The organism is Xanthobacter autotrophicus (assembly GCF_029991245.1).
Taxonomy (GTDB): domain Bacteria; phylum Pseudomonadota; class Alphaproteobacteria; order Rhizobiales; family Xanthobacteraceae; genus Xanthobacter; species Xanthobacter autotrophicus_C.
This window is the reverse complement of record NZ_JAIVFO010000087.1, coordinates 1-19,939: the sequence shown is the minus strand read 5'-3', so window position 1 is coordinate 19,939 and position 19,939 is coordinate 1. Positions and strand designations below refer to the sequence as shown.

General features: G+C 67.7%; 17 protein-coding genes and 3 tRNA genes. 3 read left to right on the top strand and 17 right to left on the bottom strand.

Annotation, left to right across the window (positions count from 1 at the left end):
• From K9U41_RS14875 to K9U41_RS14855, 5 genes are all read right to left on the bottom strand, one after another.
• Window positions 1–488: 2Fe-2S iron-sulfur cluster-binding protein (locus K9U41_RS14875; RefSeq protein ID WP_282641625.1), on the bottom strand; the 488-nt coding region annotated here is incomplete at its 3' end.
• Between the two features lie 4 nt (window positions 489–492).
• Complete coding sequence (locus tag K9U41_RS14870) at window positions 493–1,263, bottom strand: ABC transporter permease (RefSeq protein ID WP_282641624.1); 771 nt, start codon at window positions 1,261–1,263, stop codon at window positions 493–495.
• A gap of 7 nt (window positions 1,264–1,270) precedes the next feature.
• Window positions 1,271–2,053 carry an ABC transporter ATP-binding protein gene (locus tag K9U41_RS14865; protein ID WP_282641622.1) on the bottom strand — a complete coding sequence of 261 codons (783 nt, stop codon included), beginning with the start codon at window positions 2,051–2,053 and terminating at the stop codon, window positions 1,271–1,273.
• Between the two features lie 42 nt (window positions 2,054–2,095).
• Window positions 2,096–2,722, bottom strand: coding sequence for a glutathione S-transferase family protein (locus tag K9U41_RS14860; protein WP_282641621.1), 627 nt, complete (start codon window positions 2,720–2,722; stop codon window positions 2,096–2,098).
• Window positions 2,723–2,745: 23 nt separating this feature from the next.
• Window positions 2,746–3,753 (bottom strand): ABC transporter substrate-binding protein, encoded by a 1,008-nt coding sequence (locus K9U41_RS14855; RefSeq protein ID WP_282641620.1) that lies wholly within the window; start codon window positions 3,751–3,753, stop codon window positions 2,746–2,748.
• A gap of 360 nt (window positions 3,754–4,113) precedes the next feature.
• Here K9U41_RS14855 and K9U41_RS14850 point away from each other — a divergent pair, with 360 nt between their 5' ends.
• Entirely contained in the window at window positions 4,114–5,292 is a 1,179-nt protein-coding gene (locus K9U41_RS14850) for a glycosyltransferase (RefSeq protein WP_282641619.1), read from the top strand.
• A gap of 164 nt (window positions 5,293–5,456) precedes the next feature.
• Here the strand turns inward: K9U41_RS14850 and K9U41_RS14845 are convergent, their stop codons facing one another.
• From K9U41_RS14845 to K9U41_RS14835, 3 genes are all read right to left on the bottom strand, one after another.
• Window positions 5,457–6,455, bottom strand: a complete 999-nt coding sequence (locus tag K9U41_RS14845; RefSeq protein ID WP_282641618.1) for a FecR family protein — start codon at window positions 6,453–6,455, stop codon at window positions 5,457–5,459.
• A gap of 12 nt (window positions 6,456–6,467) precedes the next feature.
• A complete protein-coding gene (locus K9U41_RS14840; RefSeq protein ID WP_282641617.1) occupies window positions 6,468–7,844 on the bottom strand; it encodes a tetratricopeptide repeat protein in 1,377 nt (458 codons plus the stop codon).
• A 316-nt stretch (window positions 7,845–8,160) separates the two neighbouring features.
• Window positions 8,161–8,436, bottom strand: a complete 276-nt coding sequence (locus K9U41_RS14835; RefSeq protein ID WP_282641616.1) for a hypothetical protein — start codon at window positions 8,434–8,436, stop codon at window positions 8,161–8,163.
• Window positions 8,437–8,760: 324 nt separating this feature from the next.
• Between K9U41_RS14835 and K9U41_RS14830 the strand changes: the two genes are divergently transcribed.
• Window positions 8,761–9,702, top strand: a complete 942-nt coding sequence (locus tag K9U41_RS14830) for a ring-cleaving dioxygenase (protein WP_282641615.1) — start codon at window positions 8,761–8,763, stop codon at window positions 9,700–9,702.
• 97 nt (window positions 9,703–9,799) lie between these two features.
• Window positions 9,800–10,444, top strand: coding sequence for an alpha/beta hydrolase (locus K9U41_RS14825; RefSeq protein ID WP_282641614.1), 645 nt, complete (start codon window positions 9,800–9,802; stop codon window positions 10,442–10,444).
• A 6-nt stretch (window positions 10,445–10,450) separates the two neighbouring features.
• On the opposite strand, the gene K9U41_RS14820 is transcribed toward K9U41_RS14825, so the two are convergent.
• The 9 genes from K9U41_RS14820 to K9U41_RS14780 form a co-directional block, all read right to left on the bottom strand.
• Complete coding sequence (locus tag K9U41_RS14820; protein ID WP_282641613.1) at window positions 10,451–11,350, bottom strand: SGNH/GDSL hydrolase family protein; 900 nt, start codon at window positions 11,348–11,350, stop codon at window positions 10,451–10,453.
• A gap of 174 nt (window positions 11,351–11,524) precedes the next feature.
• A tRNA-Asp gene (locus tag K9U41_RS14815) sits at window positions 11,525–11,601 on the bottom strand.
• 308 nt (window positions 11,602–11,909) lie between these two features.
• Window positions 11,910–11,985: transfer RNA gene (locus tag K9U41_RS14810), tRNA-Val, on the bottom strand.
• 348 nt (window positions 11,986–12,333) lie between these two features.
• The gene (locus K9U41_RS14805; RefSeq protein ID WP_012115568.1) at window positions 12,334–12,612 is read right to left on the bottom strand and encodes an HU family DNA-binding protein; all 279 of its coding nucleotides are present in this window, start codon (window positions 12,610–12,612) and stop codon (window positions 12,334–12,336) included.
• 324 nt (window positions 12,613–12,936) lie between these two features.
• The gene (lon, locus tag K9U41_RS14800) at window positions 12,937–15,354 is read right to left on the bottom strand and encodes an endopeptidase La (protein WP_282641612.1); all 2,418 of its coding nucleotides are present in this window, start codon (window positions 15,352–15,354) and stop codon (window positions 12,937–12,939) included.
• 333 nt (window positions 15,355–15,687) lie between these two features.
• Window positions 15,688–16,956 (bottom strand): ATP-dependent Clp protease ATP-binding subunit ClpX, encoded by a 1,269-nt coding sequence (clpX, locus tag K9U41_RS14795; protein ID WP_282641611.1) that lies wholly within the window; start codon window positions 16,954–16,956, stop codon window positions 15,688–15,690.
• A gap of 408 nt (window positions 16,957–17,364) precedes the next feature.
• Window positions 17,365–18,000 carry an ATP-dependent Clp protease proteolytic subunit gene (locus K9U41_RS14790; RefSeq protein ID WP_012115565.1) on the bottom strand — a complete coding sequence of 212 codons (636 nt, stop codon included), beginning with the start codon at window positions 17,998–18,000 and terminating at the stop codon, window positions 17,365–17,367.
• 86 nt (window positions 18,001–18,086) lie between these two features.
• Complete coding sequence (tig, locus tag K9U41_RS14785) at window positions 18,087–19,445, bottom strand: trigger factor (RefSeq protein ID WP_282641610.1); 1,359 nt, start codon at window positions 19,443–19,445, stop codon at window positions 18,087–18,089.
• Window positions 19,446–19,598: 153 nt separating this feature from the next.
• A tRNA-Leu gene (locus tag K9U41_RS14780) sits at window positions 19,599–19,683 on the bottom strand.
• Window positions 19,684–19,939 lie beyond the last annotated feature (256 nt).

The following is a 19,939-nucleotide window of genomic DNA, read 5'->3' as shown; positions in this document are numbered from 1 at the left end:
CGGAGATGCGTATAAGAGACAGGGGCGCGGGCGGCATCCACGATGGGACGATAGCCGGTGCAGCGGCACAGGTTCCCCGCCAGCGCCTCATGTATCGCCGCATCGTCCGGCGCGCCGTCCTGCTGGAGCACGTAGAGCGACATGATGATGCCCGGCGTGCAGAAGCCGCACTGGGTGCCGTCGCTTTCGGCCAGCACCTGCTGCACCGGGTGGAGCGCATCCCCCTGCCCCAACCCTTCCACCGTCTTCACCAGCGCGCCGTCGAGCTGCGACAGCAGCATCAGGCAGGCATTGGCCGCCTGCCAGCGCACCCCCTCCCCAGCCGGGAGGCCGATGGCGATGGTGCAGGCGCCGCAATCGCCCTCGGCGCAGCCTTCCTTGGTGCCGGTGAGGTGGCGGCGGGTGCGCAGATAATCGAGCACGGTCATGGAAGGGGCTGCCGCCGCCTCCCGCACGCTTTCGCCGTTCAGCAGGAAGGCGATGGCCACCCGCTCAGCCTCCCGCGCCGGTGGAGGAGCGGAACGCCCAGGCCACCATGCGGCGCTCGAAGGCGGCGAAGACGGCGTACATCAGGATGCCCTGGATCGCGAGCGCCATGAGGCCGGCGAACACCAGCGGCATCTGGAAGTTGGAGCCCGCCTGCACCATGAGATGGCCCACCCCCGCATTGGCGCCGATGGTCTCCGACACCACCGCCCCGACGAAGGCGAGCGTGATGCCCACCTTCAGCGCCCCGAACAGATAGGGCCCGGTGCGCGGGATGCCCACCTTGCGCATGATGTCGAGCTTGGAGGCGCCCAGCGCCCGCAGCACGTCCTCCAGTTCCGGCTCGGTGGTGGCAAGGCCGGTGGCCACGTTCACCACGATGGGGAAGAAGGAGATGAGGAAGGCGGTGAGGATGGCCGGGATCTCGCCGATGCCGAACCACATGATGAGGATGGGCACCACCGCCACCTTGGGCACCGAGTTGAACCCGATCATCACCGGATAAAGCCCGCGATAGATGGTGCGCGACCAGCCCACCACGATGCCCAGCGCAATGCCGAACACCACCGCGATGGCAAAGCCGGCCATGGTGGTCCACAAAGTGACGAAGGAGTTCTTGAGCAACGGCCACCAGTACTTCACCATGGCGGCGAAGATATCCGTCGGCGCGGGCAGGATGAAGGTGTCGATCCTGAACAGGCGGCAGGCCGCCTCCCAGATCACGAACAGGGCCACGGTGAAGGCGACGGGGGCCATATCCTCGGCGGACAGCTTCATTTTCATCTCACGCCGCCTGCCGGGCTTCGGCGATCCTGCCGCGCAGCTCGTGCACCAGCTGGGTGAAGTCCGGTGTGTAGCAGACATCCAACTCCCGCGGCCGGGCGAAGTCCACCGCCCGCGTCTCCACGATGCGGCCGGGGCGCGCGCTCATCACATGGATGGTGTCGGCGAGGAAGCCGGCCTCGCGCAGATCGTGGGTCACCAGGATCACCGTGAAGCCAAGCTTCTGCCAGAGGTCGCGCAGCACGCACCACAATTCCTCGCGGGTGAAGGCGTCGAGCGCCGCGAACGGCTCGTCCAGCATCAGCAGCGCCGGCTCATGGATGAGGGCGCGGCACAGGGAGGCGCGCTGCTGCATGCCCCCCGACATCTCCCACGGAAAGCGATCCGCGAAGGCGCCGAGGCCCACCACGTTGAGCAGCGCCATGGCCTTGTCCTGGAACGCGGCCTTGTCGCGGGAGAAGCGCTGCCGGTAGGGCGGCACGATCTCCAGCGGCAGCATCACATTGGCGAGCACGGTGCGCCACGGCAGCAAGTTGGCGTTCTGGAACGCCATGCCAGCGAGCTTCACCGGACCGGTCACCGGCTTGTCCTCCACCGCCACGGTGCCGGAGGTGGGGCGGATAAGGCCCGTCACCAGCTTCATGAGCGTGGACTTGCCGCAGCCGGACGGCCCCACCACGGCGGCGAACTCGCCCCGCCGCACATGGAGCGTGGTGCCGGCCAGCGCCGTCACCGGGCCGGTGCGACCGGGATAGGTGAGGGTCACGTTGTCGAGGGCGATCACGACGTGCCTTTCGGATCTGGAGCGGCCGCGTGGCCGCCGTCGTCAACTTGCGCGGGGCAGGATTTCGGCGAGCGGCGGGATGAGGTTGATGCCCGGCAGCGCGGCGACCCGCTCCACCCAGGCGCGCACCGCCGGCCACTGCGCAAGATCGAAGTCCGCCTCCTCGGCGCGGTGGGTGTAGGCGAACAGGGCGAGGTCGGCGATGGTCGGCCCCTCGCCCGCCAGCCAGGACTGGCCCGCGAGGTGCTGCTCCATGACATCCAGCGCGGCGGCGCCGCGGGTGGCGCAGTCGGCCAGCCGCGCCTCGTGGAGATGCGCCTGCCGCAGCCACGACTTCAGATAGCGCGCCACCGCGATATAGGGTTCGTGGCTGTACTGCTCGAAGAACAGCCACTCGTGGACACGGGTGCGGTGAAGGCCGGGCGGCGGCAGCCACGGCGTGCCTTCCGCGAAGTGCAGCAGGATGGCGTTGCTTTCCCTGAGCGCCGTCCCGTCATCCAGCACGACGACGGGAACCTTGCCGATGGGATTGAGGGCGAGGAAGTCCGCCGAGCGGGTGCCGGCGGCGCCGCTCAAAGTCTCCACCCACTCGAAGGCGTGGCCGGTAAGGCGGAGAATCTGCGCCGCCTTCCAGCAATTGCCCGACCCGTTCATCCCATGGATGCGCATCGCCGATCCCGATCGCTCCGGCCTCACATCTTCCGCTCGGCCACCGGCGGCAGGTATTCGCCGGTGAAGATGTCCACCGCCGTGGGCTTGGCCTTGAAATCATAGGTGATGGCCACCTGGTCGATGGACTTGGCGAGCCGCGCCGGGTCCACGTCGCCCACGCCGTTGGCCTTCACCCAGGCGGTGACGATGTTGTCGCGCAGGGCCATTTCCAGGCGCGCCAGCTCGATGGCCTCGTCCGCCGTCTCGTTGCGCTTCATCACCGAGGCGATGGCGGCCTTGGGATCGCGGGCGGTCTCGATGATGCCCTTGATGGTGGCCCTCACGAAGCCCTTCACCACCTCCGGATGGGCCTTGGCATAGTCCGGGTTCACCATGATGGCGTTGCCGTAGAGCACCAGCCCGTACTTGGACATGAGCATCACCACGATGTCGTCGGCGGGCACGCCCTTCTGCCGCAGGTTGAAGAAGGAGGAGAAGGAAAAGCCGGTGATGGCATCCACCTGGCCCGCCGCCAGCATGGGCTCGCGCACCGGGAAGCCCACGTTCTCGATCTTCACCTTGTCGGCGTCGATGCCGTTTTCCTTCACGAAGGCCTTCCACTGGGCGAAGGCGCCGTCGGGCGCGGGGGCGCCCAGGGTCTTGCCCTCCAGGTCCTTGGGCTTGGCGATGCCGGTCTTCTTCAGGGTGACGATGGAAAACGGCGGCTCGTCATAGACCATGAGCACGGCCATGACCTTCTTGTCCGGGTTCTGGTCGCGGAACTTCATCAGCGAGTTGATGTCGAAGAAGCCGATGGGATAGGTGCCCGCCGCCACCCGCGCGATGCCGGCCACCGAGCCGGGACCCGAATCGATGGTGACGTTGAGCCCCTCGGCCTTGTAGTAGCCCTTGTCCAGCGCCACGAAATAGGGCGCCGACGGCCCCTCGAACTTCCAGTCGAGGGCGAATTTCACGTCGGTCTCGGCCACGGCCGGCGCCACCGCGAGAAGGGTGAGCGCGGCAGCCAGAAGAGTACGCAACGGCATCATGCAAGGCTCCTCCCGGTGATCCCGGTCCTGTTGCTGTTTCGGCACCCCATCCGCCGCGCCCGAACCAGGCGACGCGGCGTGCCCGCAAGCCTGCCGCCGGAGCAGCAACCCGCGTGCCAAGCTGCCGACCAAGGGCGCGTCCCGGCACGGCGACAGCCCCCGCCCGCGCCGGCAGGCTTGCCTTCCGGAAAGTCGGCAACTCGCGTCGCGGGCCAACGGTCCCGCATGCCCATACATTGAGCATCTGTCGCAGTGCTGCGCAATGATCCTGCGCAGTGCAGCGCGCTGGACAAGTCACCCCGCCTCGGCCATCCCGGACACTGGGAATATCCGGATGAAGCGGCCGGGGAGGCAATGACCATGCGGGCAAGGCGCGTGCTGATGGCCTGGGAGCAAGGCGCCGGCTTCGGCCATACGACCCAGCTTGCGCGCCTCGGCCGCCGGCTCATGGCCGAAGGGATCGAGGTGGTGGCGGCCGTCCGCTATCCGCAGCTGTCGGCGCCCCTGGCCGAGGCCGGCATAAGGGTGATCCAGTCGCCGATCTGGCCGCCGCCGGTGCAACGGCCGGAGGACGCCCGGCCCGCATCCGCCACCCTGTGCGACAGCCTCGGGCGCGCCGGAATGCGCGACGCCGCCAGCGTGCGGACCGCCCTGAAGGGCTGGCGCATCATCCTCGATGCCGAGCAGCCCGACCTCATGGTGTGCGACTACGCCCCCCTCGCCGCCCCGGCCGCGCGGGGGCGCTGCGCCATCATGCAGGCCGGCACCGCCTATTGCCTGCCGCCGTCGGACCTGGAGGAGATGCCGGCGCTCCACGATTTCGCGCCGCCCATGCACCACGACCGCGACCTGCTGGCGAACGTCAACGCCGCCTTGGCAGACGAGGGCATGGCGTCGCTGGAGCGCATTGGCGCGCTGTTCGCCGGGGATGATGTGTTCGTGCGCACCTTCCCCCTGATCGATCCCTATGCCGACCTGCGGGAGCGGCAGGCGGAAGGTCCGATCCTCGGGAATGCGATCGGGCCGGCGCGGTCCGATGCGCATGGCATCTTCGCCTATCTCCACACCCAGGTCGCCGGCCGGCCCGATGTCTTAGAGGCCCTGCGCGCCCTGGGGCCGGAGCTGGAAATCCATGTTCCCGGCGCGGAGCCGGGCCTGATGGAGCCGCTGCGCACGGCAGGCGTGCACGTCCATGCGCGACCGGCGCCCATGGCCGAGGTCCTCGCCCGCAGCCGGCTGGTGCTGCACCAGGGCAGCGCGGGCGTCGCCACCGAGGCGCTCCTCGCCGGCATCCCCCAGGTGACGCTCTGCGTCCACGGCGAGCATTACCTGAATGGTGAATGCCTTGCCGCCGCCGGCCTCGGCCTCAACCTGCCGCTGTTCGATCCCCGGGTGCGGGTCGCGGCGGAGACCATCCGGACCATGCACGAGGACGAGGATGTCCACCTCATGGCGGAGGCGGCGGGGCGCATGCACCGGGCGATGCTGGCCGAAGATCCCCTCGACGTGCTGACCCGGCGCTGCCTCGCGCTGCTCTGAAACGAGCGATATTTTGAAACAGCATACCGCCGCGCGGAAGCAGCATCGCGCCGCACGACGGTATCCCCGCCTGCCGTCAGTGTGGGTTCGGGAGGTGCTCCCGAACCGGATCTGTCGCCTGTCGGCGGATCGACCGTTGCGGTCGACCGGACCGGACTGCGCCCTCAGAAGCCGCCGCGCGGCCCCCGGAAGCCGCCGAAGCCCCCCGGTCCGGTGGGGCCGCCCTGCGGCGGCTGCGGCAGCTGCGGCACCAGCGGTGCCGCCGCGAAATAGCCGCCGCCACCTCCGCAGCCATAGCTGTAGGGCGGGCACGGGTTCTGCGGAACGAGGGGGATCAGAACGTTGCCCTGGTTCTGCTGCGCCGCCTGCTGGGCGATGAGGTCCGCCTCGCCCTTCAGGTCGGTGTTCACATAGCGGCAGGAGGCGGCGGCGAGGTCCATGGTGGTCTGGCCCTGCACCGGGATGGAGCAGGGATGGCTGGCGCCGCGATCGATGCCGGTCACGTCCGGCGTCGGCTCGGGCCGGCCGCCGTTCTGCCCGGTGCGGCTGCGGGTCTGGGCGATGATGGCGTCGATCTGGCCCTGCGGCACGCGGGTCGGCCCGGCGATGCCGGCGCGGTTCACCGTGACCATGAAGCCGGGGCGGCGCACCACCACCGTCTCGCCCGAGGGCCCGACGATGGTCAGCGTGCCGAACTGGAGGATGGCCTGGGTCTCGCCGTCGCGATGGAGGATCGCGGCGACGCCGCCGCGGATGCCGATGGTGGCCACCGGGGTCTTCACCTCCGCCCCGTCCGTATGGCTGGCATTGCCGCCCACGAAGCGCACCGCGCCCTTGGTGAGGGAAATGGCCATGGACCCCTTCTTGGCGTTGGGGTCGTAGACGAATTCGTCGATCAGGAGATTGGAATTGGGGCCGATGTTCAGGGTGGTCTTGTCCACGAACAGGACCTGGACACTGCCGGTGCTGCTGGTCTCGATGCGCTCGCGGTGGACGATGTTGGAGCCAAGCTCCAGCGTGCGCGTGCCCGAGCCGGTGGAGCGCGGGTTGACCGCGGCGGCGGTGCCCACCGAGGGGCTCTGGGCCAGGGCCGGGCCGGTGGCGGCGATGAGGGCGAGGGAGGCGACGGAGGCCAGAAGCCGCGCAGGGGTGCTGATGGGCATGTGCGGCGCTCCTCAGAACCGGACGTTCGGGCCGACGGTGACGCTGAAATTGTCGAACGCGTAGTTCGGCAGCGTCGACTGCGACCAGCTGTACTGGACCTGCGTCAGCAGGCCCCACTGTTCGTGGACCGGCACGTCGAGGGCGAGGCCCACGCGATACTGGTCGTTCACCTGGGTGATGAAGCTGTTGATGAACGGATTGGGCGCGTCATAGCTGTAGCGCGAATAGCCGGCGCTCGGGATCGCCACCCACCGCCGCACGCCCCACAGGCCCTGGAATTCCACCGGCACGGCGAGATCGAAGGCGAAGTTGTCGTAGGAAAACCAGGGCAGCTCGCCGCTCGCATTGTTGTAGGCGAGGCGCGCGCGCCAGCCGGACGCGTCCGTGAGCCGTCCGGAGAGGTTGGCGCCCAGGGTCCACATGTCACCGCTCTGCAGGCTGGCCGTGGGATAGTCCCGCGAGTTCTGGTACTCGCGTTGGCGCACCTCGGCGAACGGCTCGACGGCGAAATACATGCTGAACGGCGCGTAGAGCGACACGCCCGCGCCATAGGTACCCAGATAGCTGTCGCCGCCCAGCGCGATGCCGCCGGCGATCACATAGGCGCGGATGGACGAGCCGGGCAGCTGGTCCGGCAAAAGCGCGAAGCGCGGGCCGGTGTTGAATTCGGCATAGCCGAGATTGAGGTTCTCCAGCTGGAACTGCTGGGAATAATAAAGGTTGGCGTTGCTTTCCCAGACATCGCCGCGCTGGTTGCCGAAGTCATAGACGTGGCGGACCGTGGCGAGGGCGAAGGCGTTGCCGTCCGCCTGCTTGGTGGCGCCGGGCGGCAGCAGCGCGGTCAGGTCCTGCCCCAGCACGAGGCGGCTCGACGGGCCGTAATTGGCGTTGGACTGGTAGCGCACGCCCACCTGGGCATAGACCGTGATCTGGTTGGGATCGAGCCGCCGGGAAATCTCCACCAGATAGGCGGCGATATTGTCGCGCTCGGCGCTGGTGAGCACCGGGGCCTCGGCGATGGGCTCGAAATAGGAACGGGCGGATTCGTAGGCGCCGAGCCGATAGTAGAGGCGCGCCAGCTCCAGCTTCACCCGCACCAGATTGGGATTGTAGAAGAGGATGCGCTCGTAGACGCCGATGGCGGCCTCGTAATCGCCCACCTCGATGGCGCGCCGCGCCAGCCGGAAGGCGAGGTCCACGTCGGCCGGCCGCTTCATGGACTGGTGAAAGAGGGTGTTGAACTCGGGGTCGGCGTTGGCGACCGCTGTCTGCTGCGCAGCGGCCTGCTCCACGCCCATGCCCGGCACGCCGCCCAGCGCCATGGCTCCGACGGTCAGGGTGCCCACCGCAAGGGCGCCCATGGCACGCCTCAGACCCGTCGCCAGCACGACCGATCGCTTCCTGATTTCCGCAACTATCCGCACTACCAGCATGCCTGATCTCTCCGGCGTTTGCTGGCAAGGCCCCGCCCCTTGCCCTTAAGTGCTCCTTAACACTTCACCTCAGGAAAAGGGATTCCGGAGCGGCCGGAAACGTCCAACATACTGAACATTTCCTGACAGGAAGAGCATTTTTGTCACAGGCACGCCTGGCGTGCGCCACCTTGCTACCGCCACATCTCGGTGCGGGCCGGATTGACCAAAGATCACCGTCCGAACCGTGCGGACGCCGCGCCACCTCGGACGCGACGTCCGCAATTGGCGCTCAGCGCACCACGCAGCCGCGGGGATAGCCCGGACGGGTGCAATAGATGACCCGGCGCGGCGCCACCACAACGGCGCCGGCGGCCGGCGCCACCACGACAGCCGGCGCCGGGCGCACCACCACGGCGGCGGGCGCCCGCGCGACGCAGCCCTTCGGATAGCCCACGGTCCTGCAATAGACCACCGCCTCGCTGGTGTCCGCGCTCGCCATGAGCCCGGCGCCCGCCAACGCGCCCAGAACGGCGAGCCGGACCGCGTTTGCCCTGAATGTCGTCATTGGACCCTCCCCATGGCCGCCCGGCTTGAAACCACCGGAGAGCGGCTTGTTCCGCCAAGACCGCATTGCCGGGTTCGCGAGGCAAGCCATCCCTGCTCTCCCGCACCCGATCGCGCGTCTCCCCGGCATTGGGCGCCGCTCGCGCGGAAAAGCAACCAGCGGCGGCTCGTCCTTTCCGCTGAGCCGAGGCCGCCAAAGCCTTGCCGACGGCGCCGGCAACGCACACCACCATTGCAACGATGCAATGAAATCGAACTTTTTATCCGCTGCTCATTGCTTAAGTTAGCTCCAACGCCGGACGCCACCGGCCAGGAGATCGCCACCATGATCAGCAAGGGCATCCACCACGTCACCGCCATCGCCGGCTCTGCACGGTTGAACCTCGACTTCTACACCGCCACCCTCGGGCTGCGGCTGGTGAAGAAGACCGTCAATTTCGACGATCCCGGCACCTATCATTTCTATTTCGGCGACGACGCCGGCCGCCCCGGCTCCATCCTCACCTTCTTTCCGTGGGAGCATGCGGACGCGGGCCGCGCCGGCGTCGGCGAGACCCAGGAGACGGCGTTCCGCATCCCCGAGGCCTCCATCGGCTACTGGACCGGCCGGCTGATCGCCCGCGGCCTGGCGCCCGAGTTGCCGGAGAAGCGCTTCGGCGCCTCGGTGATCGGCTTCAAGGACCCGGACGGCATGCGCCTCGCCCTCGTGGGGGTGCCCGGCATCGACGCCGAGCCCGCGTGGACCGGCGGCGAGGTGCCGGCGGAGCATGCCATTCGCGGCCTGCATTCGGTCACCCTGCTGCTCAAGGAGGCGGGGCCCACCGCCGCCATCCTCACCGACGTGTTCGGCTTCGTCGAGACCGGCCGCGAGGGCACCCGCATCCGCTTCACCGCGGCGGGAGCGGAGGACGGCCGGATCGGCACCATCGTGGATCTCCGCGAGGCCGGCGGCTTCCTGTCGGGCCGGCAGGGGCGCGGCAGCGTGCACCACATCGCCTTCCGCGCCGCCGACGATGCCGCCCAGGCCGGAATGGTGGAGCGCCTCACCGCCCGTCACGGCGCGCGCGTCACCGGCCAGCGGGACCGCAATTACTTCCGCTCGGTCTATTTCCGCGAACCGGGCGGCGTGCTGTTCGAGATCGCCACCGACGATCCCGGCTTCGCCGTGGACGAGGCCCCCGAAAGCCTCGGCGAGGCCCTGAAGCTGCCGGCCCAGTACGAGGCCCATCGCGCCGAGATCGAGGCGAGCCTGCCCGCCGTCGCCTGACCTGACTTCACCCGGCCGCCCCGCGCGGCCGGGTGCCTGCCCCCTTCATGAACGGCTGCGGTGCCGATCGGATCGGACCAGCCGCGAGGAGTCTCCCATGGCTTCCACCCTCACCCGGGACGCGCCCGCCCTCGCCTTCACCCATCGCTTCGAGCCCGGCACCCAGGCCGGCGCGGTGCCGCTGCTGCTGCTCCACGGCACCGGCGGCGACGAAGCCGACCTTTTGCCCCTCGGCCGCATGATCGCCCCCGGCGCGGCCCTGCTGTCGCCGCGCGGGCAGGTGAGCGAGGGCGGCATGCCGCGCTTCTTCCGCCGCCTGGCGGAAGGCGTGTTCGACGAAGCCGACGTGGTGCGCCGCGCCCATGATCTTGCGGACTTCATCGGCGCCGCCCGCGCCGCCTATGGCCTTGCCGCGCCGGTGGCGGTGGGCTTTTCCAACGGCGCCAACATCGCCGCCGCCGTGATGCTGCTGCGGCCCGAGGCGCTCGCCGGCGCGGTGCTGCTGCGCGCCATGGTACCGCTTTCCGACCCGCCCGCGGGTGAACTGCCCGGAACGCCGGTGCTGATGCTCTCCGGCGCCATGGACCCCATCGTACCCCCGGAGAACGCCGCCCGGCTCGCGGCCCGGCTTTCGGCGCGCGGTGCGCAGGTGGAGCACAGGACCCTGCCGGCGAGCCACGGCCTCACCTCCGCCGACCTGACCGCCGCCCGGGACTTCATCGCCCGGCTCGGCAAGGTGTGACGGCCCTCAGCGCATGGCCGGAGCCGGCACGGCCGGCTTCGCAGGCGCCCCCTTGGTCGGGGGTGCCTTGGCCTGTGGCATAGCCGGGGCCGGGCCTTGCGGCGCGGAGGCATCCACCGCCATGGCCGCCACGATGGCCGGCGCCAGCAGGTCGGCGAGGCAGGCATAGCCCCTGTCGTTCGGATGGAAGCGGTCCCAGGCCAGCGTGGCGCGCAGGCCGGCCGGGTCCTGCGCCGCCCATTGCTTCATCATCAGGTAGCGCGGCAGCAGCGGCGCACCGCGCTCGGACGCGGCCGCGCCGACGGCGGCGACGAAGCTTTCGTAGCGGTCGAGGTCGAGGATCGCCGGGTAATATTGCTGGTCGATCACCAGCGCCGCCGCACCCGCGGCCGCGATGGCGTCGAGGCCCTTGCCGACCAACTGCTTCAGCCGCGCCGGATCGCCGCCGAAGATGACGTCGTTGGTGCCCACCTGCCACAAAACCAGATCGGGCAAGGGTGGGGCTTGCAGGAACAGTTCCAGCCGGCTCAGCGTGGCGGGCGCGCTCTCGCCGTTGATGCCGGCATTGGTGATCTCGACGCGCCCCTCCCCCAGCGCCGCGTCCAGCCGGCGGGCGAGCTGGCTCGGATAATTGGTGGCCGTGCTGGAGGCCCCGGTCCCGACAGTGGTGGACGAGCCGATGGCCAGGATACGCAGCGGCCGCCCCTCGGCACGCGCCTTGGCGGCCTGCGTCAGCACCAGAGGCGGCGCTGGACGCACGTCATCCGGACAGGCGATCGCAGCGGCGGGAAGGACGGCGGCGCAGAGGACGGCAGCGCAGATCATCAGCAGGCCGGGCAGGCCGGCACCGCAGCAGCGCACCACGCCCAGCCGGGAGGGACGGAACGAAGGTCGGGGGCGGGTCATGGATCGAACGTCGTGGGCAAGAGGACGCCAGGGTGCGTCGCCCCACCGGCGGAACGCAAGGCCCGGCCGCAGCGATGAAATGCGGATGCAGGGATGCCGCGACGGAGCCAACGCGAAAGCGCGCGCCGGGACCAGAACTCATGCGGGATGTGGGAGGCTGGATCTTCGCATGATTGGCGGGAGTGACGGGGCTCGAACCCGCGACCTCCGGCGTGACAGGCCGGCGCTCTAACCAACTGAGCTACACCCCCCCGAACCGGCGCCGGACGAACCGTGCCGCCGAAGAGAGCGGCGTGGTACGGCAGCCCTCCGCGCAAGTCAAGCAACACCCGCATCTTTTGCACGGCACTTGTCCACAGGTCTGCAGAAGATCCAGTGACGGCAAAGCTTTCTGCCGCACCCGCGACGCACGCGCGCGCGCCGCCCAAAAAGCCCGGGAAACGGCGCGAATGCGAATCTCCCGACATCTTCGGGCGCGTCGGGGCGGCGCACGCCCGCTCGCCTCCACGCTTCCCCACGCAGAACGCCGACGGAACGCAAAAAGGGACAAGCGGCGGCCTGGTGGGCGGTGACGGGCTCGAACCGCCGACCCTCTCGGTGTAAACGAGATGCTCTACCAACTGAGCTAACCGCCCAAGCCGGCGCCGTGCAGGCCGGCGCCGTGCAGGCCGGCACCGTGCAGGCCGGCACCGTGCAGGCGCTATAATCCGATGCTCCGCGGGCGGCAAGAGCCGCAGCCGCGGGCGGCAGCGGTGCGCGGCAATTGCGACAGCGGAACGGTTTCAAGGCCGCGGGAGAGATCGGCTTCGCATGGAAGGACGCAGGGCTTTACCCGCTCCCCTGCCGGCCGGGCGGCGCCTGAGGCGACCACCAACTCCGTTCAGGGACGGCGGCGGCTCGGGGACGCTCCGCCCGCAAGAGGCGGGCCGGGAGCGTCCGGGAAGCCTTTGGAGGGGTCCCTGCGTCAGGGGCCCTGGGGCCGATCAGCCGTTGACGGCTTCTTTCAGGCCCTTGCCGGGAGTGAACTTCGGAGCCTTGGAAGCCTTGATCTTCACAGGCTTGCCGGTGCGGGGATTGCGGCCTTCGCGAGCGGCGCGCGTCACCACGGAAAAGCTGCCGAAACCGATCAGCTTGACTTCCTCGCCTTCCTGCAGCGCCTTGGCGATGATGTCGAAGGTGGCGTCCACAGCCGCTGCCGCAGCCGTCTTCGTCAGCTTCGCCTCTTCGGCCACCGCGGCGATCAGTTCGTTCTTGGTGGTCATCTGACCTTTCCTTCCGTTGTCAGAACGCGAATCGTGCAGGCCCAAGCCCTCACGAACGGCGCGAGCATCACGGAAAATAAGGCTTTTGCAAGCGTGATCGGCGTCAAACCCGCACCAATGCACGATTTCCCACTGTGCGCCTGCGAACAAGCGGGGGAAAGCGCGCTCATCCAGCGGTGGATGAGCAATCATTAAGCCATTGAAAACGTTGAGGGCGTGCGCCGTTCTCCCGGTTCGACGGGGAGAAGCGGCAACACGCCCTCTCACTTCGCTGGAAAACGCTTCAATCCGGCCGGTTTGCGAGCAATCCGGCCGGATGTGTCGTCAGTGGGCGACCACGCCGGAGGTCTCCTCGCCCGGCACCGGGGCGTTCACCGGGCGCTCTTCCCAGATGATCGGCACCAGCGGACGAACGAGGGCATGGGCGAGCACCTCGTCCATGCGGGAGCACGGAATGATCTCCATCGCGTTCTTCACGTTGGCCGGGATTTCCGCCAGGTCCTTGGCGTTCTCCTCGGGAATCAGCACCGTCTTGATGCCGCCGCGCAACGCCGCAAGGAGCTTTTCCTTGAGGCCGCCGATGGGCAGCACCCGGCCGCGCAGGGTGATCTCACCGGTCATGGCCAGGTCCCGGCGCACCGGAATGCCCGTCATCACCGACACGATCGCCGTGGCCATGCCGACGCCGGCGGACGGGCCGTCCTTCGGGGTCGCGCCTTCCGGCACGTGCACGTGGATGTCGCGCCGCTCGAACAAGGGCGGCTCGATGCCGAAATCAACCGCCCGCGAGCGCACGTAGGACGCCGCCGCCGAGATCGATTCCTTCATGACGTCGCGCAGGTTGCCGGTGACCGTCATCTTGCCCTTGCCGGGCATCATGAGGCCCTCGATGGTGAGCAGCTCGCCGCCCACCTCGGTCCACGCGAGGCCGGTGACGACGCCCACCTGGTCCTCGGTTTCCACCTCGCCGTACCGGTAGCGCGGCACGCCGAGGAAGTCCTCGAGGTTCTTGGCCGTCACCTTCACCGACTTCTTCTTCGACAGCACCAGCTCCTTCACCGCCTTGCGGGCGAGGGTGGAGATCTCGCGCTCGAGGTTACGCACACCCGCTTCCCGCGTGTAGCGGCGGACGAGGGTGAGCAGCGCCTCGTTGTCGATGGCGAACTCCTTCGGCGTCAGGCCATGCTTGCCGAGCGAGTTGGGCAGAAGGTGCTTGCGCGCGATCTCCACCTTCTCGTCCTCGGTGTAGCCGGCGATGCGGATCACCTCCATGCGGTCCAGAAGGGCCGGCGGGATGTTCAGCGTGTTCGCCGTGGTCACGAACATGACGTTCGACAGGTCGTAGTCCACCTCCAGATAGTGATCGGCGAACGTGTGGTTCTGCTCCGGGTCCAGCACCTCCAGCAGGGCCGAGGACGGATCGCCGCGGAAATCGGCGCCCATCTTGTCGATCTCGTCCAGGAGGAAGAGCGGGTTCGACTTCTTGGCCTTGCGCATGGACTGGATGATCTTGCCCGGCATGGACCCGATGTAGGTCCGCCGGTGACCACGGATCTCCGCCTCGTCCCGCACGCCGCCCAGCGCCACGCGCACGAACTCACGGCCCGTCGCCTTGGCGATGGACTTGCCGAGCGAGGTCTTGCCCACGCCGGGCGGACCGACGAGGCACAGGATGGGCCCGGTGAGCTTGTTGGCGCGGCTCTGCACGGCCAGATACTCGACGATACGCTCCTTGACCTTGTCGAGGCCGAAGTGGTCCGAGTCGAGAATCTGCTGGGCGAAGGGCAGGTCCTTCTTGACCTTGCTCTTCACGCCCCACGGGATCGAGAGCAGCCAGTCCAGGTAGTTGCGCACCACGGTGGCTTCCGCCGACATGGGCGACATCTGGCGCAGCTTCTTCAGCTCGTGGGTGGCCTTTTCGCGGGCTTCCTTGGTGAGCTTGGTGCGCTTGATGCGGTCTTCCAGCTCCTGCAGGTCGTCCTTGCCGTCCTCGTCGCCGAGCTCCTTCTGGATCGCCTTCATCTGCTCGTTGAGGTAGTACTCGCGCTGGGTCTTCTCCATCTGCCGCTTGACGCGGGTGCGGATGCGCTTTTCCACCTGCAGGACGGAGATTTCGCTCTCCATCAGGCCGAGCACCTTCTCCAGGCGATCGGAGACCTTGAGCATCTCCAGGACGCCCTGCTTCTCCGGGATCTTCACGGCGAGGTGCGAGGCGACGGTGTCGGCGAGCTTGGAGTGGTCGTCGATCTGGCTGACGACGCCCACCACCTCGGGCGACACCTTCTTGTTGAGCTTCACATAATTCTCGAACTCGGTGACCACCGAGCGCGCGAGCGCCTCGGCCTCCACCTGGTCGCCGGTCTCGTCGTCGAGGGTGATGGCCTCGGCCTCATAGAGATCGGTGCGCTCGGTGTAGCGGGTCACCTGGGCGCGGCTGACGCCCTCCACCAGCACCTTCACGGTGCCGTCGGGCAGCTTCAGCAGCTGGAGGACGGTCGCGAGCGTGCCCACGGAGAAGATGGCCTCGGCGGCGGGATCGTCGTCCGAGGCGTTCTCCTGGGTGGCAAGGAGGATGTAGGTATCACCGCGCATGACCTCTTCGAGGGCGCGGATGGACTTCTCGCGCCCCACGAACAGGGGAACAATCATATGGGGAAACACCACGATGTCCCGAAGAGGCAGAACCGGGTAGGTCTGGGACACCCCGGCAACGAGCGGCGGGCGCGGCTTCTGGCTCGTCATGACGCAATCCTTTCAAGAAGTACACGCGCTGGAAAAACGCACAACTGGGCGCTGCCGCGCGTGCACGCGGCCGGAGACGGGCGTGGATTTTCAATGCTGAAGCGGCGTGAGCCGCAGGAGGCACGAGGTCCGACCCCCGAGACCGGAACTGTCGAAAAGTAGATGGACACGCAACCTGCCCGTTTCAAGGGCAACCCGTTAACCGGGTTTGGGTGAGGGCGGAACCTTGCCGGAGCCGGTTCCGTCATCCCCCCTGTCTGGCCCGACTGTCGGACCATGCCCCGGCCTGCCCCCGTGCCGTGAGGCCGGGGGCGAGGTGTGGGGCGGACGCCGTCACGCACTGGCGCCGGCGTCGCCGACACGGTCCGCATAAATATAAAGCGGACGCGCGCTCTGCTCGACGACCTCTCTCGAGATCACCACCTCTTCCACCCCTTCGAGGCCGGGGAGGTCGAACATGGTGTCGAGGAGGATGCTCTCCATGATGGACCTGAGGCCACGGGCGCCGGTCTTGCGCTCGATCGCCTTGCGGGCGATGGCGCCGAGGGCCTCCTCGTGGATGGTCAGGTCCACATTCTCCATCTCGAACAGGCGCTGGTACTGTTTCACCAGCGCGTTCTTCGGCTCGGAGAGGATCTTCTTCAGGGCCTCCTCGTCGAGGTCACCCAGCGTCGCCAGGACCGGCAGACGGCCGATGAACTCGGGGATGAGGCCGTACTTCAGCAGATCCTCGGGCTCCACCTCGCGGAACACCTCGCCGGGGCGACGATCCTCGGGCGGGGCCACCTTGGCCTGGAAGCCGATGGAGGTGGACCCCTTCGAGCGGGAGGAGATGATCTTGTCGAGGCCGGCGAAGGCGCCGCCGCAGATGAACAGGATGTTGGTGGTGTCCACCTGCAGGAATTCCTGCTGGGGATGCTTGCGGCCGCCCTGGGGCGGGACCGAGGCCACCGTGCCTTCCATGATCTTCAGCAGGGCCTGCTGCACGCCCTCGCCCGACACGTCGCGGGTGATGGAGGGATTGTCGGATTTGCGACTGATCTTGTCGATCTCGTCGATGTAGACGATGCCGCGCTGCGCCCGCTCGACATTGTAGTCGGCCGACTGGAGCAGCTTGAGGATGATGTTCTCCACGTCCTCGCCCACGTAGCCGGCTTCGGTCAGCGTGGTGGCGTCGGCCATGGTGAAGGGCACGTCGAGGATGCGCGCCAGGGTCTGCGCGAGCAGCGTCTTGCCGGAGCCGGTGGGGCCGATCAGCAGGATGTTGGACTTCGCGAGTTCCACGTCGCCGTGCTTGGAGGCGTGGTTGAGGCGCTTGTAGTGATTGTGCACCGCCACCGACAGGACCTTCTTCGCGTGATCCTGGCCGATGACATAGTCATCGAGGACCTTGCGGATCTCCTTCGGGGTCGGGATGCCATCCCGCGACTTCACCAGAGAGGACTTCGACTCTTCCCGGATGATGTCCATGCACAACTCGACGCATTCGTCGCAGATGAACACAGTCGGTCCGGCGATGAGCTTCCTGACCTCGTGCTGGCTCTTGCCGCAGAACGAGCAATAAAGCGTGTTCTTGCTGTCGCTGCCGCCGGTCTTGCTCATCTTCGTCTCCTACCATCTACCGAACCGGACGCTAAACGCACCCGTCTCGCCAGCGTCACATATGGGGATTGGACCAAGCAAAAATCTAGCCAATCCCGAAACGGTGATCTGTTCATGTGAACCAATCACCCCGAGGCGACACGATCAAGGCGGGGAAGCGACATTCCCCAGGTGACAGGTTGCCGGAAAAACGACCATCCCCACCCGCTGCGCCTTCATCGCGCCGTCGGCCGCATCATGATCCCGGGGGTCCTGCCCAAATGTGAAGACCCCTGAACGCAGCGGCCCCCGCCTTTTGGGGCGAGGGCCGGTTACGCGGCATCCGATGCCGGCTTAGCGACATGCAAGCGCGATCTTGCACCGCACGCAAGGGGGGCATTTCGAGAACCCCCGACGCGTGGCCCCAGATCACGCCGCCTTGGACGTGTCGTCGGTGGGGCGCTGGTCGATCACGGCATCGATGAGACCGAAGTCCAGCGCTGCCTTTGCGGTCATGAAGTTGTCGCGCTCCAGGGCGTCCTCGATCTTGTCCATCGAGCGGCCGGTGTGCTTCACATAGATTTCATTGAGCCGGCGCTTCAGGTTCAGGATCTCCTGCGCGTGCAGCATGATGTCCGTGACCTGGCCCTGGAAGCCGCCCGACGGCTGATGCACCATGATTCGGGCATTCGGCAGGGCGAAGCGCATGTCCTTCTCGCCCGCGGTCAGCAGCAGCGAGCCCATGGAGGCGGCCTGGCCGATGCAGAGCGTGGACACCGCAGGCTTGATGAACTGCATGGTGTCGTAGATGGCGAGGCCCGACGTCACCACTCCCCCGGGGGAGTTGATGTACATCGAGATTTCCTTCTTCGGATTGTCCGCTTCCAGGAACAGCAGCTGCGCCACCGCGAGGGTGGACATGCCGTCCTCTACCGGGCCGGTCAGGAAGATGATGCGCTCCTTCAGGAGGCGGGAAAAGATGTCGTAGGACCGCTCCCCGCGGTTGGTCTGCTCGACCACCATGGGAATGAGATAATTCATATAAGTATCGACAGGATCACGCATCGTCAGTCCTCGGGGCGCGGGCGATGGCACGCCCCGGGGGGACGTGCCGCGCAATATCGTCGCAGGACGAAGGCAGCCTTTGGCCCTCAGGCCGCCTTCTCGTCGTCCTCTTCCTCCTTGTAGAGCTCTTCCTTGGTGACCGTCTTCTCGGTCACGTTGGCAAGCTCCAGGAGGAAATCAACGACCTTCTCCTCGAACAGGGGGGCGCGTACGGAGGCCAGGGCTTCGGGGGTGCGGCGGTAATATTCCCACACCTGCTGCTCCTGGCCGGGGAACTGGCGGGCCCGTTCCACAACCGCGCGCGTCACCTCGTCTTCAGAAACCTGGATATTGTTGCGCTCACCGATTTCCGCAAGCACCAGGCCGAGGCGCACCCGGCGCTCGGCGATCTTGCGGTAGTCGGCGCGGGCCTCCTCCTCGGTGGTGCCCTCGTCGGCGAAGCTGCGCTTCTGGGCGGCAAGGTCTTCCTGCACCCGGCTCCACACGCCGAAGAATTCCTGCTCCACGAGGCCTTCCGGCACCGCGAACTGGTGGGTGGCGTCGAGGGCATCGAGCAGGGCGCGCTTCACCTTCTGGCGGGCGGCGCCGGTGTGCTCGCTGGCGATGCGCGCGCGCACCATTTCCTTGAGCTTCTCCAGGCTCTCCTGGCCAAGGGTCTTGGCGAACTCGTCGTCCAGGGTGAGGGGGCCGGGCGCCGCCACCGACTTCACCGTCACCTCGAAGGTGGCGGCCTTGCCGGCCAGTTCCTGGGCGGCATACCCTTCCGGGAAGGTCACGTTGAGGGTGCGGTTGTCGCCGGCATAGACGCCGAGGAGCTGTTCCTCGAAGCCGGGGATGAAGCCGTTGGAGCCGAGCAGGACGTCGATGTCCTGGCCCTCGCCGCCGGGGAACTTCTCGCCGTCCACATAGCCGGTGAAGTCGATGGTGACGCGGTCGCCGTTCTCGGCGTAGCCGCCTTCGCGGGTGACGAAGGGGCGGTTGGCGTCGGCGATGCGCTGGATGGTCTCATCGACCTCCGCGTCGGACACCTCCACCACCAGCTTCTCCACCGAGATGTCCTTGAAGTTGCCCAGCTCGATCTTGGGCAGGATCTCGATCTCGAGGTCGTAGGCGAGGTCCTTGCCGCCCTCGAGCAGGCCCTGCGCCTGAGGATCTTCCTCCGGCAGCTTGACCTTGGGCTGGAGGGCGAGCTTGAAGCCGTGTTCCTCGACGATCTTGCCGTTGGTCTCGTTGACCGTCTGCTCGATCACCTCGGACATGACGGTCTTGCCGTAGACCCGCTTGAGGTGCGCCACGGGCACCTTGCCGGGGCGGAAGCCGTTGAGCTTCACCTGGCCCTTGAGCTCGGCCAGCTTGGCATCGGCCTTGGCGCCGAGGTCGGCGGCAGACACCACCACACGGAACGCGCGCTTGAGGCCATCGGCCTGGGTCTCGGTCACCTGCATCGTCTTGCCTTCACATCCTGTCGCGCATGGCGCGGAAAACGTTCAAAACCGGTTTCGGCGCCGCAGATCCCCCGGCATCCCGCCAAAGGCCGCACGGCGCGTCCCGCACCTTGCGGCGCACGAACCTCCGCTGCGGCCGGCGAACCGGAAACGTGGTGCGGGCGGAGGGTTTCGAACCCCCACGACTTGCGTCACGGGAACCTAAATCCCGCGCGTCTACCAGTTCCGCCACGCCCGCAGGGCGCGCGCGCCGCCGGGTGCGCCATCAGGCACACCGGACGGCAGACCCCGAAGCACTCCGTCACGGAAACGCTCCATCACGGAAACGCCCAATCGGAGACGCGCGATCCGGGACGCGCACCATAGAGGTTCGACCGCACGCGCACGCCTGTGCACGTATGGATCGGGTCGCGGCTTATATCATGACGGCGCGCGCATGCAGCAAGAAATATGGCTGTGTCTTATACACATCTCCAGCCCACGGGACCTCTCTA